This window comes from Bacteroidota bacterium (genome assembly GCA_016183775.1).
In the GTDB taxonomy this organism is placed as follows: domain Bacteria; phylum Bacteroidota; class Bacteroidia; order JABDFU01; family JABDFU01; genus JABDFU01.
On record JACPDY010000113.1, the window covers coordinates 1 to 15,672 of the forward strand.

13 protein-coding genes are annotated in these 15,672 nt (G+C 39.6%); 5 read left to right on the forward strand and 8 right to left on the reverse strand.

All coding sequences use genetic code 11. From position 1 onward, the window contains the following. The first annotated feature begins 220 nt into the window (after positions 1 to 220). The 3 genes from HYU69_13740 (at position 221) to HYU69_13750 (ending at position 2,651) form a co-directional block, all read left to right on the forward strand. Complete coding sequence (locus tag HYU69_13740; protein MBI2271401.1) at positions 221 to 694, forward strand: transposase; 474 nt, start codon at positions 221 to 223, stop codon at positions 692 to 694. A gap of 184 nt (positions 695 to 878) precedes the next feature. After that, entirely contained in the window at positions 879 to 1,490 is a 612-nt protein-coding gene (locus HYU69_13745; GenBank protein ID MBI2271402.1) for a transposase, read from the forward strand. Between the two features lie 300 nt (positions 1,491 to 1,790). Then, on the forward strand, positions 1,791 to 2,651 hold the full coding sequence (locus HYU69_13750; protein ID MBI2271403.1) for a hypothetical protein: 861 nt from the start codon (positions 1,791 to 1,793) through the stop codon (positions 2,649 to 2,651). A 4-nt stretch (positions 2,652 to 2,655) separates the two neighbouring features. Here the strand turns inward: HYU69_13750 and HYU69_13755 are convergent, their stop codons facing one another. From HYU69_13755 to HYU69_13775, 5 genes are all read right to left on the reverse strand, one after another. After that, positions 2,656 to 3,402, reverse strand: a complete 747-nt coding sequence (locus HYU69_13755; protein MBI2271404.1) for a glycosyltransferase — start codon at positions 3,400 to 3,402, stop codon at positions 2,656 to 2,658. A 99-nt stretch (positions 3,403 to 3,501) separates the two neighbouring features. Beyond that, entirely contained in the window at positions 3,502 to 4,929 is a 1,428-nt protein-coding gene (locus HYU69_13760) for an NAD(P)(+) transhydrogenase (Re/Si-specific) subunit beta (protein ID MBI2271405.1), read from the reverse strand. Positions 4,930 to 4,959: 30 nt separating this feature from the next. Next, entirely contained in the window at positions 4,960 to 5,265 is a 306-nt protein-coding gene (locus tag HYU69_13765) for an NAD(P) transhydrogenase subunit alpha (GenBank protein ID MBI2271406.1), read from the reverse strand. Positions 5,266 to 5,322: 57 nt separating this feature from the next. After that, the gene (locus HYU69_13770; GenBank protein ID MBI2271407.1) at positions 5,323 to 6,453 is read right to left on the reverse strand and encodes a Re/Si-specific NAD(P)(+) transhydrogenase subunit alpha; all 1,131 of its coding nucleotides are present in this window, start codon (positions 6,451 to 6,453) and stop codon (positions 5,323 to 5,325) included. A gap of 126 nt (positions 6,454 to 6,579) precedes the next feature. Further along, the gene (locus HYU69_13775; protein MBI2271408.1) at positions 6,580 to 8,067 is read right to left on the reverse strand and encodes an NAD(P)/FAD-dependent oxidoreductase; all 1,488 of its coding nucleotides are present in this window, start codon (positions 8,065 to 8,067) and stop codon (positions 6,580 to 6,582) included. Positions 8,068 to 8,324: 257 nt separating this feature from the next. On the opposite strand from HYU69_13775, the gene HYU69_13780 reads away from it, so the two are divergent. Beyond that, complete coding sequence (locus HYU69_13780) at positions 8,325 to 8,957, forward strand: SGNH/GDSL hydrolase family protein (GenBank protein MBI2271409.1); 633 nt, start codon at positions 8,325 to 8,327, stop codon at positions 8,955 to 8,957. A 92-nt stretch (positions 8,958 to 9,049) separates the two neighbouring features. Then, entirely contained in the window at positions 9,050 to 9,460 is a 411-nt protein-coding gene (locus tag HYU69_13785; protein ID MBI2271410.1) for a YkgJ family cysteine cluster protein, read from the forward strand. Between the two features lie 166 nt (positions 9,461 to 9,626). Here the strand turns inward: HYU69_13785 and HYU69_13790 are convergent, their stop codons facing one another. The 3 genes from HYU69_13790 to HYU69_13800 form a co-directional block, all read right to left on the reverse strand. Further along, a complete protein-coding gene (locus HYU69_13790; protein MBI2271411.1) occupies positions 9,627 to 10,763 on the reverse strand; it encodes an efflux RND transporter periplasmic adaptor subunit in 1,137 nt (378 codons plus the stop codon). 7 nt (positions 10,764 to 10,770) lie between these two features. Next, positions 10,771 to 15,120 carry a CusA/CzcA family heavy metal efflux RND transporter gene (locus HYU69_13795; GenBank protein ID MBI2271412.1) on the reverse strand — a complete coding sequence of 1,450 codons (4,350 nt, stop codon included), beginning with the start codon at positions 15,118 to 15,120 and terminating at the stop codon, positions 10,771 to 10,773. An 85-nt stretch (positions 15,121 to 15,205) separates the two neighbouring features. Further along, positions 15,206 to 15,592: a hypothetical protein gene (locus HYU69_13800; GenBank protein ID MBI2271413.1), complete on the reverse strand. Its 387-nt coding sequence runs from the start codon at positions 15,590 to 15,592 to the stop codon at positions 15,206 to 15,208. Positions 15,593 to 15,672 lie beyond the last annotated feature (80 nt).

The following is a 15,672-nucleotide window of genomic DNA, read 5'->3' on the forward strand; positions in this document are numbered from 1 at the left end:
GGGGTTGTAGAGGTTTATTTTTTTCCTCTAATTTTCACCTCAAGTCCTTATCTTTTTAATCTTAACTTTTTTATTATCAACCGTTTGTTGTCAATTTAATCCATAGCTCACGTTAAATAGGGTAATCACGAAAACCTCAACATCACTATTCACAATGGTTTGGTGATAAGTCGCATGTAAAAAAGCCCCACAATGGCAAAGAATTTGCGCAAAGTGGGGCGTGAATCGCACCACAAATTTACTATTTTCTGACAAAGAATTACTAGATAAAAGTTTTTTACAAACCGATTTAGGCAAACTTTATTTAGCCATTCCTTTTGACGAAATATCGAAAAAAATCCCTCCCACCCCTCACCAGCAAAGCTTAATGGGGTGCAAACCATGGTTTGATATAAAAGGAGGTATAGCCCTTATGTTTTTGAAGCATTACTTGTGTATGAGTGATGCCATGCTCATTGATAGGATCAACACCGATTGGAGCATGCAACAATTTTGTGGCCTATCACTAAAACCCTTTGAACGTATCCAGGATAAAAACTTACCCAGTAGTTGGCGAAGCTATTTGGGAGATCATTTAGATATAGAAGAACTTCAAAAGGTTTTAGCCGGGTATTGGAAGCCACATATGGAAGATATCCGCATAGAAACAGTATGGTTTTATTCAATTGCAACGCGAAAAATTAGGCTTACGTAAAAGCCGAAGCAATTATAAAAAGCACCTGCTTCTGTTTACAGATTATCAGAAAAAGCGCAAGAAGACAAAGCGACAAGAAAGGCGCACAAGGAAAAAACTATTGAAATTTTTATTCCGTTTAATGGAAGGTTGGGGCCTATTGAACAACAAATACATTATCACTCTATCTGTCCGTAAAACCAAGATGTTGGAGACAATAAAAAAAGTATATGTTCAACAACATAAAAAGGCATACGGAGAAAAAGGAGCGACAATCGAAGATCGCATAGTATCCTTGAGCAAACCCTATATCCGCCCAATTATCAGAGGTAAGGAAGTAAAGCCAGTTGAGTTTGGTGCCAAAGTAAACAAACTAATGGTTGGCGGGATTGGTTTTATTGAACACCTGAGTTTTGATGCGTTTAATGAAAGCACGCATTACCAGAACGGAATATATCTTCAGCGAAAATTGTTTGGCAAATGCACACACCACAGTGCAGATGCCATTTACGCAACAAACAAAAACAGAAAATATGCCACCGCTCAAAAAATACAAACCAATTTTATTCCAAAAGGAAAGCAGCAACAACAATACACAGCACAAGCTGATCAAATGCGAACAATACTCAACAAATACCGTTCAACAGTATTAGAAGGAAGTTTTGGCAATGAAAAAAATCACTACTTGCTCAATCGCATAAAAGCAAGGACAGAGCAAACAGAAAAGTGCTGGATATTTTTTGGAATGATGACTGCTAACGCTTCGATCATTGCAAATCGAATCGAAGAAAAACAAAAACTCGCCCGAGCAGCATAGTAATCAACACTTCATTAACAAAATCGTGCATCAAAATAACGTTGCATTTAAAAACTATTGCCTAAAAAGTAAAAATCCAAGCAGTATCAACAAAAGGACTCCGGTTATTAACAATCGGAGCTTTGTGAAACAGAAATTTTATTGGAATTTATTGACCAGCAAGATTACAGGAAATCCCTATTTTAGGATATTGCCTGAATTTACGGGGTTTTGTATATTAGTTGCTGGTATTTATTTGTTAAGGTATCTCCCTACAATAAAAACTGCAGAATTCTTTAATTAAATTAATTATTTTAAATAATGACCAGGTCGTTCCGACAATTGATTTTATTTATAAGCATATTTACTTATGAAACTCTCCATTCCCAAGAATTAAGAGATAAACTTATCAAATTAAGCGGAGACACTATTGTATGTCGCATAACATTAATTAACGATAATAACATTTTCTTCGATTACAATTATAAGAAAGGAAAAATTAGAAATGAGTATTTAAGTACTCGAGAACTCAAGGGATATATTCTTGACACAAATAACAAAGCTGAAATATTAGCGAGAGGGATATTGAAGGACACTACTCATGGTAATTCTCAACGTCTTATACATATTGATCAATCGTTTTGGAAACCAGAATATATTATCCTACTAAATAATGATACATTATATGGAGAAACAAGGATAACTGGAGATTGGACATCTGTTATGTTTAAAATGAAGGGAGAAAATGAAGAAAGACCATATACTAACTATAATATCAAGGAATTTTTGGAATCAAACATTGAGTACTTTTTTTTTAACGAACCACCTAAAAATTCCAGGGAAAACTTGGCATCAAAATTAGGGTATTTTGGCAATAGTTACCTTTTTTGGGCAACTGATATTTCGGGGCCCCTTTATCTTTTATATCGGGAAATAATGAAGGACTATCCCAATTCTGTTCCTGGCTTAAGCTCAGGCTCATATATCTCGAAAGAGTATACTTTGTATGTAAAGGGAAATACCCCAGCAATAATCGATAAAGGGGAGTTTAGAGACAAAGTTTCTATATACTTTGAAGACTATCCTGAATTAGCTTTAAAAATAAAAAATAAAATTTATAGCTATGACGATATTGGAAAAATCGTAGAAGAGTATAATCGATGGAAACTAAAAAATAAATAGCTAATTATTTCCAGTACTGACTCAGCTTTAACAATGGCTTAAGAAAAAGGGTAAGGAAACCTGGGCGTAAACCATTTATTTTCCATGCTTTCCTGTCTTCCAGATTGGCTTTGATACGATTCAGAATTGTAATATTGCTTTTCCCTCCTACCCGCATTTTAACAAGTACCTGGGGCAAATAGGCAATGCTTATTTTGTATCTATGAATAAAACGCAGCATTATTTCGTAATCCGCTGCTGATTTAAGTTCAGTATTAAATACACCATACTTATTGTATACCTCTTTCTTTACAAAAAAAGTCGGGTGTGGCGGCATCCAGCCATTAAAAAACAGCTCCTCACTATATTGGCCGGCCCGCCAGTTGCGGATTATTTTTTGCGTATTGCTTTTATCAACATAATGCAGATCGCCATAAACGGCTTCTACTGCATTGTTTGAAAAAGCACTCACAACCTGCGAGATAATAGTTTGAGAAGGATAAAAGTCATCTGAATTTAAATTTCCGATAATGTCTCCTGTTGCGAGGGTTATGCCTTTATTAATAGCGTGGTAAAATCCTGCGTCAGGTTCGGAGATAATAGTGGCTATTCTGTTACGATACTTGCTTATTATATCAAGCGTCCCATCGGTTGAGCCGCCATCAATAATAATATACTCCATATTCGGATGATCCTGAGATAAAACAGATCTGATGGTATCCTCTATGGTGGATTCACTATTCTTACAAGTAGTGATGATGGATACTTTCAAAGGAAATTAGTTATTGGTTGATAGTTGTTAGTTGTCGGGGGCAAGTACCTCATTCCAAACTTCTCATCCAACAACTGACAACCAACAACAGACAACTATTTACAAAGTTTTAATTTCTGCAACTAGTTCGGTCAGCGCTTTCTTGGCATCACCAAAGAACATGCTTGTTTTCGGATCGTAGAACAGGTCGTTCTCGATACCGGCATAACCGGCATTCATACTGCGTTTGTTAACGATAATGTTTTTTGCTTTATCAACTTCCAATATCGGCATACCATAGATCGGTGAACTTGGATTGCTTTTAGCAGCGGGATTTACAACATCGTTTGCACCAACAACGAGCACAACATCTGTATTTTCAAGTTCCGGATTTATTTCATCCATCTCAACCAACTTGCCGTAATCAACATTCGACTCGGCCAACAAAACGTTCATATGGCCGGGCATACGTCCCGCCACAGGGTGAATAGCGTATTTTACCTCAACGCCACGTTCTTCCAGCAACATTTCCAGTTCGTGAATAATATGCTGAGCCTGGGCTACCGCTAAACCATAACCAGGAACAATTACAACTCTTTTAGAGTAGTTCATTAAAATAGCAAGATCGGAAACAGTGATGTCTTTGATATTACCTTTTGCACCACCGGTATCCGCTGTATCGCTACTTGCACCAAAGGCACCGAAAATAACGTTACTCAACGGACGGTTCATCGCTTTACACATTACCAACGTAAGCAAGGTGCCGGCCGAACCAACTAATATACCTCCGGTTAACATTACTTTATTATCATACAAAAATCCACCAAATGCTGCAGCCAAACCTGTAAATGAGTTCAATAATGAAATAACAACAGGCATATCAGCACCACCAATAGGAATAACAAACATTACCCCATAAAACAGAGCAGCCGCAAATAACAAGTATACAAGCATTAAGTTGCCGCCTGTCATGATCAAATACCCCGCAAAGGCAAACACAGCCAACATAATGATCGTATTGATAATATTATAGCTTGGCAAGCGGATAGGTTTTGCCATCGTTCCATTCAGCTTTAAAAATGCAATAACGCTACCGGAAAAAGAAACACTTCCAATCACCAAACCTGCCATAATTGAAAGTAATGTTCCATGACTTGCAGCTTCACCTGAATGAGACAAATGATTAAACTCGATCAACGATATTAACGCCGCACAAGCTCCACCCATACCATTGAACATTGATACCAACTCGGGCATTTTGGTCATTTGTACTTTTTTAGCCGTCATCCAACCAATAACAGTACCGATAAGAATTGCCAGGAAAATAAGTCCATAAATCATACCTGGCACCTGGTAATCTGAAATCACCTGGCCGGTTTCATCTTTCTTAACAAAAAGAAAAATTGTACCAAGGATGGCTAAAGTCATACCTGCGGCGCCAATAAGGTTTCCCTTACGGGCTGTTTTTGCGTTTCCCATCATCTTTAATCCGATGATAAATGTTACCGATCCAATGAGGTATATAATTCCCAGAATGTGTCCAGACATAACTTATTGAGTTATTGTTTACTTATAAATTTATTTTTTCTTAAACATTTCAAGCATGCGATCGGTAACAACAAAGCCTCCGACAACGTTGAGTGTTCCGAGTATCACAGCAAGAAATCCCAATGCCAAAGCAACGTAATTATCGGCTGCGGTATTAAGCATCACATAAATAGCACCTACAATTACCACTCCATGAATTGCATTTGCACCACTCATTAAAGGTGTATGAAGTACAGTTGGCACACCGCCGATAACTTCAATGCCAACGAAAATGGACAGAACGATAAAATAAATCATCTCTTCGTGCTGGCTGATAAAACTTAAAAGGTTTTCCATGTTTTATTAATTTGCGTTTATATTCTTCTCCCGTAAAAACGGGCAAAATGACACTACTTATACTGTTGCTGCTTTTTTAACACTTGGGTGAACAGCTTGTCCTTTATACACAATGAGTGAGCCTTTGGTCACATCTTCTTCCATCTCCCACTTGAACTTGTCTTTATCAGCCAGGTGATAAAATAAGGTTTGAATATTCTTTGCATACAGGTCGCTGGCATTCATTGGCAGGAGGCTTGGTATATTACCTTCTCCCAAAATCGTAACGCCATACTTCTGAACTGTTTTATTTAATTCGCTGCCTACAACATTTCCGCCTTGTTCAACAGCCATATCAACTATCACTGAACCGAAACGCATACTTTTTACCATCTCTTCGGTAACAAGCAATGGGGCTTTCTTTCCCGGTATAAGCGCTGTGGTAATAACGATATCAGCTTCTTTAACGTGTTTTGCAACCAACTCCTGCTGCATTTTCAAGAACTCTTCAGATACACCTTTCACGTAACCACCCTCAATTTTAATGCTGGCATCACCTTTCATCTCAATGAATTTTCCGCCAAGAGATTGAACCTGTTCCTTTGTTTCAGGACGAATGTCGCTTACTTCCACTACAGCACCCAAACGTTTTGCGGTTGCAATAGCCTGAAGACCGGCGACACCGGCACCAAAGATCACCACTTTCGAGGGACGGATTGTTCCCGCGGCAGTGGTCATCATAGGTAATATTTTTCCAATGGTATCCGCAGCAAGTAACACCGCTTTATAACCTGCAAGGTTAGCCTGTGAACTAAGTGCGTCCATTTTCTGAGCTCTTGAAATACGTGGTACGGCATCCATTGAGAAAGCCGAAATACCCGCTTTTTCGCACGCACTAACCAATTCAGGGTTTGTAGCTGCGAACATAAATGAAATAAGAACTGCTTCCTTTTTCATTTTAGCAACTTCATCAGGTGCAGGAGCATTCACTTTAAGCACCACATCGGCTTCGGAATAAAGTTTTGATTTATCCGAAGTTAATTGAGCTCCGGCGGCACTGTAAGACTCGTCAGAGAAAAAAGAATTGAGTCCCGCTCCGTTTTCAACAACTACCTCAAAACCTTTTTTAACGAAATCTTTAATAACATCAGGGGAGAGTGCAACCCTGTTTTCTTTGAATTTTGTTTCTTTTGGAATGGCGATCTTCATCAGGAATAAGAAATTTAGGTGTACGAAAGTAGTAAATAATTGACTTTGCAACAAAACTTAGTACATACTACGGAGATTGTCTGATTAATGCTTAAAAAAGTACGACAAAATGAAATTTATTATCCTTTAAAGACGTTCCATTGGTATAATAATACCATCTACACAACGATAACATTTCAATTTATCCTTAAAAACAGACGACTTAAAAACCGATTTTCCAAGCAACATACGCACCCCCTCTTGTATTCCTTCTATTATTGAGGGGTGAGGATGAAGCATTTCGGCCAATTCCCGTACTCCCTTATTCATTGATATAAGAAGCGCAACAGCCTGGATGGCGCTTGAGGCATGTTCACCCACCACACGCATTCCTAATATACGCATGTCATCATCATCTGAAACAAGTATTTTGAAAAACCCCTGTGTTTTACGCATGGCAATGGCTCGAGCAATGCAGGAATAGTCAATTTTCACTACTCTGAAATTAAGCTTTTTTTCAAGTGCCTGCTGCTCATTTAACCCAACTGTAGCTACTTCAGGATTTAAAAACATGATGGATGATAAATTGTCGAAATTAAGTTTGCGCCTGTTATTTGCATAGATCCGCTCAACAGCGTAACGACCGCCCATTTCCCCAACGTTCACAAGGGCTATATTCGCCGATATATCACCTACAGCATATATATTTGGAACAGTTGTCTGCGTATCCTCCTGGGCCACAAAACCACGTTCGTCAACTTTAACCCCTGCTTCCTGCAAGCCAATATTATCCGTATTCGGAACACGACCTACTGAGATCAGCGCCTTCTCAACGCGATGCACCTCTTTATGTCCATCCTTATATGATAATTCGTACTCGACCTTTCCGTCCACAATTCCCATTCGTACGAGGCTCGAGTTTTTGTGAATAGTTACTCCGTTCTTCTCGAGGTTAGATGCCACGAAACCTGCCACATCTTCATCCTCGAAAGGAAGAATACGATCAGCTTTATCAATTAAAAAAACTTTTGTTTTACCGAGGTTTGAAAAAATTGTCGCGAATTCGCAACCAATAACTCCGGCACCAAGCACTACAATACTCTCGGGAGCATCTGCAAATGAAGCGACACCATCGCTGGTAACAATTATCTTTTCATCAATAGGAATGGTTGGCAATTTGCGCGGACGGCTGCCTGTTGCTATGATAATATTATCGGTATAGATCGTCTTTTCTTCATTCGCTTTTATGATTTTCACTTCATTCTTATTCATTAATTTCCCTACACCTCTTTCATGATAAAAAAGCTTGCTTTCCGTTTCGGTTTGCAAAAGCTTGAGATGTACTGCCAACTGAAATTTACGATCAAAGACAGCTTCATTCATCACTTTGATCATGTCGTTATAACCAACTTCAAGGTTCACGTTCGAAAGAGCTTTTAAGTCGGAACGCACTGCCGCGAACTTGTTTGAGAATTCCCACATTGCTTTGGAGGAAAGCGCTCCATTATAAAGGCCCGCTCCCCCGATCTTATCCTGCTCAATAAGCAAAACCTTTTTACGATAATCGATGGCACGCATAGCAGCAGCATAGCCTGATGGCCCGCCGCCAATAATACAGAGATCGTATTTTTCCATAATGCTTACCTTTAGTATCGATCAAAAATAGGAAAAAAAGGGAGAAGGGGCCATGCCTACGCTGAAGAGCTTCGGCAGGCAGACGAAGGGCGAGGGACGAGGGAAAAGGAGAGTAGTTAGTTGTTGGTTCTTAGTTGACAAGCGGCAAAAAATAAAAATCAAAGCGTCCTATTTCTAAAATTCACAAAACTTATTTATCCGGCCTAATATGTTTAGTACTTTTGGGTGGTACCTCATTTAAACCGTTCGACAATACAATGACAAGCAGTGATAAAATACGTTATGTTGCTTTGGGTGATTCCTACACAATTGGCGAGGGCGCTGAGAAACATGAAGCATGGCCTGTTTTGCTTACCAAACATTTGCAGGAAACGGGTGTTAGAATCGAACTGATCGCCAACCCTTCCGTTACAGGTTGGACCACACAAGATCTTATTGATAAAGAATTGCCGGTTTTTAATTCATCGAATCCGACATTTGCAACTCTGTTAATAGGAGTAAACGACTGGGTACAAAAAGTGGAGATAGAAAAATTTCATTCTAACCTTAATTATATTATTGACAAGGTACTTGAAAAATTGCCAAACAAAAGGAACCTGGTTTTAATTACAATCCCTGACTTTAGCGCTACTCTCAATGGCGGCAAATACGGACATGGGAGAGATATTACTGAAGGTATTAAAGAGTTTAATACTATTATTACAAGTGAGGCAAACAAACGTGGATTAAAAGTGGTTGATATTTTCCCCACCACTCAGCAAATGAAAAACAAATCCGATCATGTGGCTGCGGATGGATTACATCCATCGGCAAAAGAATACGCCGTGTGGGAAACATTGATATTTCAGGAGGTGGCCCCTCTCCTACTCTCCCCGCAGGGGAGAGAGTAAAAAACGATACCCAAGTGGACTTAGAAAAATTTAAAAGTGAAGCAAAACGTGCGCAAAGCGCGATAAAAACCCTTTTTACCAGGATCAAAAGGATGCGTCCGAATGACCTGGATGATACGTTCCATGAATTGCACGATGAAGCCTTTGAACAAATTAACTGTCTTACCTGTGCCAACTGCTGCAAAACAACCAGCCCCATTTTTTACCAAAAGGATATTGAACGTTTGGCCAAACACCTTCGCCTCCGTCCTTCTGATGTAATTGAAAAGTATTTACACATTGATGAGGACAATGATTATGTTTTAAATAGTACACCCTGCGCATTTTTGGGCGAAGACAACTATTGCTCTGTATATGATGCGCGGCCAACTGCTTGCCGGGAATATCCACATACGGATCGTAAGAAGGTTTACCAGTTACTTGACCTGACTGCGAAGAACGCACAGGTTTGCCCGGCTGTTTTTTATATTTTCAAGAAACTGGAGGATAGGTTTAAGAGTTAAACATTGTATTTGGAAAACCTGATCACATGAAATAGCCATAAACCTTTTGGCATACCAACCGAAATGAATATGGCAGGGCAAACTGCCGGTGGCAGTTTGAGCCGGTAGGTGTGAAAGCCATCTGACAATTAATAATTTACAAAAATATATACAGATGAAACAAATCTTACTCCTCCGATTTGTTTTTCAACTCCATAAGTAATGAATAGGCGCCTTTTGCAACAAACTGAATACCGGATAGGTCTTTTCCGTCAACAGAAATTATCTCTACAAAACTATTCTCTGAAGCCCCCCTTTTTATTTCAAGCAATTCAAATGTATTGTTCCCCTTAGCAACAAAAACAAAATCCTTTCCTTCATGACTAACAATAGCGTCGTCATTTATTGAAGCCACATTACTGCTTTTAAGCTCAAGTTCCGCGTTCATATACATACCCGGGAACAGGGTTTTATCGTAATTTTCAAAATGGCAATGCACTTCAGCGCTTCTGTCTGCCGAAAGATCCTGGCTGATCAGGATTATTTCGCAATGATATTTTTTTTCGGGTTGATTGTTGTTAAAGGCCAAAAGTTTTTGTCCAATCGAAAGTTTATCGAGATCTTTCTCAAACACTTTTAAATTCAAATGTATGTCCAACGGATTTATAAGCTCAAAAAGTATGTCGGATGGATTGACATATTTACCAATATTCACATTTACTTTAGATACATAACCATCAATGGTGGAATATACATTTATGCTGCGCGATAAATTGGACTCATTGAGTGATTCAGGATTAATATTTATGAGTCTTAGCTTTTCTGCCAAAGCGCTTACTTCAATTTTACGACTTGTATAATCCATTTCAGCTTGTTGAAAAACTTTATCGCTGCTTGCTTTACTCAGGTTCAACTCCTTTTGGCGGTGGTATTCATTTTCAGTAAACGTCAGTTTTGACCTGGCCGTTAAATATTCCTGCTGTAACTGAATGTATTGCTGATCTTCCATTGTAGCAATAACCTCACCCCTTTTAATATGCATCCCGGGCAACAATTGAGTTGATCTCAGGAAGCCTCCGAATGGGGTGCTCACAGAAACCATATTTTGCGGGGGAACATCTATCTTTCCGTTAAGCTTCAATATTGTTGAAAGGCTCCGTCGCTCCAATTTACCCACTTCGATCCCCGCACTTTTATGCTGCGCTTCGGTAAGCACAACAACCCGCTCATCTACTGCGGCATTTGATCCGGTTCCAGGATCTTTTTCCCCTCCGCAAGAGGATAATACAAGAAGACCGGTGATAATCATTAATATGTGCTTCATTTTAATATTATTTTGTCGTTAAATAATTGATCTGAATTATAGATTCATTGAGACTATTAACCGCATCGAGGTAACCTGACCGTATACTGATAGCCTGGTTAGTTAACATTACCCACTCCAGGTAATTTATCTCTCCATTTGCAAATTGTTTATTCGCTGTATCAAAAATTAAAGTCGAATTTTTAAGACCGGTTGTTTCATAATAATTTACCGCCGTTAAATTTGTCCGGTATTGATCAACGGCCGACCTGTATTGAGCCTGCAAGGCATTTAACTCCTGCAAATAAGTATTGTCAGCTATGCTCCTGCTGATCTTTGAAGCATTAAGCCTCGCCCTTTGCGCGCCAAAAAACAGGGGAATACCAACACCAACCTGCATGGCCTGGAATCGTGAAGAAGAATTGTAAATTACATTATCCGCTCCTGTGCCTTTCATACTCATGTTATAATATCCAACATTTAAGTCGGGTAAAAATTTCGACCTTTCCAGCTTCTGATTTATCAATGATACTTTCTTCTGCTGTTCAATTATTTTGAGAAAGGGATGCTGCATAACCAGGGTGCTATCCAGACTTACAACCATATTTAACTTAACATCGGGTTCCGTCGGCACAAGGCGGACAGTAGTATTCAGCAACAACGTGAATTGAAGCTGAACTATTTCCAGGTCGTGACGTAGCTGCTTAAGCTGTACAGCGATAGCTCCACGCTGGGTTTCCGCCGTTGCCTTTTCAAGTATATTGCTTTCTCCTTTTGAAAAACGCAAATTCGCCTTTTCAAGGAATACACTATAAATGCTGTCATTTTTCAAAAGCAACTTTTCCTTTTCTTTCAAATAAAGAAATGTATAGAAAATCCTGCGCACCGATCTTCTTGTATCTTCCTCTTTAAGAGAAATATTCAACACAGCTGTATTCCAATCTTCAGTTAACAGATTTTTTTGATTGATATAAACCGCAGGAAAGTTAAATGATTGTGAAACACCCAACCTGTTATCATTGTAAGAACTGTTCAGCTGGCCGTATTCGCCGATTACATTCGTCTGCGGAATTGCAGCAGCCGATTTGATCAGCTTTTGCTGGTATTCTGACCGCAGCCTTTCATTTTTCACATTCAGATTGTTTTTAAGCGCAGTATCTATTGCCGACTTCAGATTGATCGGGGTCTGAGCTAAAGACGTATATCCAGGCAAGCAAATTAACAGCAATGAAACAACAGCTGCACCCGGCTTTGCTTTTATTTTAAATCCCTTTTCAAACAAAATATATAAAACGGGTAAAACAAAAAGAGTTAAAAAGGTGGCGAGCACCAGTCCGCCAATAACTACTGTAGCCAAAGGGCGCTGAACCTCCGCGCCCGCGCCATTGCTTATGGCCATAGGTAGAAAACCCAAAGATGCCACCAACGCAGTCATCAACACAGGCCGTAAACGAACCTTTGTTCCAGTTAAAACAATGCGGCGCAGGTTAACATAGCCTTCCGATTTTAACCGGTTAAATTCGGCGATCAACACAATTCCATTTAACACAGCAACGCCAAACAAAGCTATAAACCCTACACCTGCACTGATACTAAATGGAAGGCCTCTCAATGCGAGGAAGAAAACACCACCGATAGCTGACAGTGGTATTGCGGAATAGATCAACAAACCCTGTTTAACAGAATTGAAAGCGAAAAACAAAAGCAGGAAAATAAGAACAAGTGAAACCGGAACAGCGATCAGCAATCGCTGTCGGGCGGCATTAAGATTTTCAAAAGCCCCGCCATACGTCAGATAATACCCGGAAGGGAACCTGATCTGCCGGTCAACCTTTTGCTGCAATTCGGTTACAATACTTTGTACATCACGCCCTCTTACATTAAAACCGATTATGATGCGGCGCTTTGCATCTTCACGCTGTATCTGGTTAGGACCATTCCGGATCTCTGTTTTTGCCAATTGATATAAAGGAATTTGAACGCCATTTGGCGCAGGTATTAAAAGGTTCCTCACATCTTCCAGGTCTTTCCTCCTGTCCGTATTCAATCGCACCACAATGTCAAAACGCTTTTCTCCGTCAAACAAAAGGCCTGTACTTTGTCCGGCGAAAGCTGTATTTATTACCCTGTTCACATCGGCAATTGTCAAATGATATTGTGCGATCGCAGCCCTGTTATATTCAACTATCACCTGGGGCATTCCCGTTACAGATTCAACATACAGGTTTTTCGCTCCTTCAACAGTATTGATCAGACCACCTAATTTTTGTGCATACAATGCAAGTGTGTCCAGGTTCTCTCCGAAAATCTTACAAACCACATCCTGCCGTGCTCCGGTCATTAATTCATTAAACCGCATTTGTACCGGAAATTGAAAACTCGCAGTAATTCCCGGGATATCTTCCAACGCGCCACCCATCTTCTCAGCCAATTCATTGAATGTTTTAGCCGACTTCCATTCACTTTTGTCTTTCAATATTACCATCATATCGCTTGCTTCCATGGGCATTGGGTCTGTTGGCACTTCACCGCTCCCGATCTTGGTAACCACTTTTTCCACTTCCGGGAAGCGTGTTTTTAATATATGAGCGGCTTTCTGTGTATTTTCAATGGTGGTTTTCAAATTACTTCCGGTAAGTACCCTGGTATCAACCGCAAAGTCGCCTTCTTCCAAAGCAGGAATAAACTCACCGCCTAAAAAAGTAAGCGTAATTACAGCCGAAATGAATAGCGTAATTACTGTAGTTAAAACAACAACAGGGCGACGCAACACTTTACTCAAAGCTTTTTGATAAATGCGTTCAATACTACTCATTAATCTATCCGATACATTAGGTTTGTGCTTTGTCTTTTTACTTAAAAACAACGCACTCATCATCGGAATATAAGTAAGCGAAAGCGTAAATGCTCCGAGCAACGCAAAAGCTACCGTTTGCGCCATTGGCCTGAACATTTTACCCTCTATTCCCTGCAAAGCGAAAATAGGTAAGTAAACTACAAGTATGATCACCTGGCCGAACACAGCGCTGTTCATCATTTTACCCGCGGAATGATTGACCTCCGCATCCATTTCCGTTTGATTCAATTGATCTTCACTTCTGAATTTAAATTTGTGTGCAACCTGGTGCATAACAGCCTCCACAATAATCACGGCTCCATCCACGATCAAACCAAAATCGAGCGCTCCCAGGCTCATCAGGTTTCCGCTCACACCAAATACATTCATTAAAATAACCGCGAATAACATGGATAAAGGAATCACTGATGCAACCAGTAATCCCGCCCTGAAATTTCCAAGAAACAACACCAGAACAAATACCACAATTAACGCCCCTTCCATCAAATTTTTCTCGACAGTGCCAATAGCATTGTTTACCATTTTGGTCCTGTCCAAAAAAGGCTCAAGCAAAACTCCTTCAGGCAACGTTTTTTGAATTTGAGAAATACGTTCCTTTACATTTTTAATTACTTCACTGCTGTTTGCGCCCTTTAACATCATTACAATAGCGCCGGCCACCTCCCCTTCATCGTTATAGCACATTGCTCCGTAACGTGTGGCATAACCGATCTGCACATCGGCTACATCCCTTATAAATAATGGTGTGCCATTTGAAGTCGCTTTGATCGATATGTTTTTAATATCCTCCATATTTCCGATCAACCCTTCACTTCTGATAAATAAAACTGTCGGTCCTTTTTCAATATATGCACCGCCTGTATTCTGATTATTTTTTTCCAACGCCGAAAAAATATCATTGATAGTTATATTATACGACTGCAGCTTATTAGGGTCAACAGCGATCTCATATTGCTTTAGCTTGCCTCCGAAACTATTTACTTCGGCTACTCCTTTAACTCCCAACAATTGCCGGCGAATGATCCAATCCTGAATAGTCCTTAACTCGGTTTCATTGTATTTGTTTTCATAACCATCTTTTGCCCGTACAACATATTGATAGATCTCACCAAGCCCTGTTGACACCGGCCCGAGTTCGGGCGTTCCTATTCCGGGCGGAATTTGTGTCTGCACTTTTTGCAAACGCTCGGCAACCTGCTGCCGTGCCCAATAAATATCGGTTGCATCCTCAAAAACAATAGTCACCAACGACAAGCCAAAGCGGGAAAAACTCCTGATCTCTTTTAGACCTGAAATATTATTGTTTGCCTGTTCTATCGGAAAAGTAATGAGTCGTTCAATATCAGTAGCGCCAAATGAAGGAACTACTGTTATTACCTGCACCTGGTTATCCGTAATGTCCGGCACAGCATCAATAGGCAGCTTTGTGGCTTCATAAACGCCAAACACAACAAGCGCAATTACAAAAAGCCCGACAATGAGTTTGTTTTGAATAGAAAATCGGATGATCTTATTTAACATTCTGAATTAATTTTTACCCGGTAATGTGAATCAGGAAAACCCAAATACAATATATATCGGAGAAGTCCGAAAATCAAAATTGAAATTACGCAGATTTTGGCGGCTGCCAAATGGAGGAAAGATACGCGGTGGATAAAAATTGTTCAATATAAATTGACCAGGCTTTGTTGGGAGTGTATATCAATTTTGTAGAGGGATTCTCGAAACCTGAAGGTATAAATGCCAGTGTACTTGCGTTAACACAACTCTCGTGCGATTTGAAAGGTAATTTCATGTCCTTCTCTCTGTCCCCATCATGATTGTCGCTTTGTGCGTAATGCATCGCCAAAAACTGCCAAAATGAGATATCATTATCTTTTCCCTTGTGCTCTGCAAAATGCTGTACCAGTATAGGCAATTTTGTTAACTGATTGAGCTCGGTAATCGAAACAAAATAAACAGATAATAATGCTATGATGAGAAACTTCTTCATTGATACAAATATACCAAATATCGCAATTCAATGCCGTTCAATGAATTATGATTAATACCGAGATCATAGATGATTTTCTT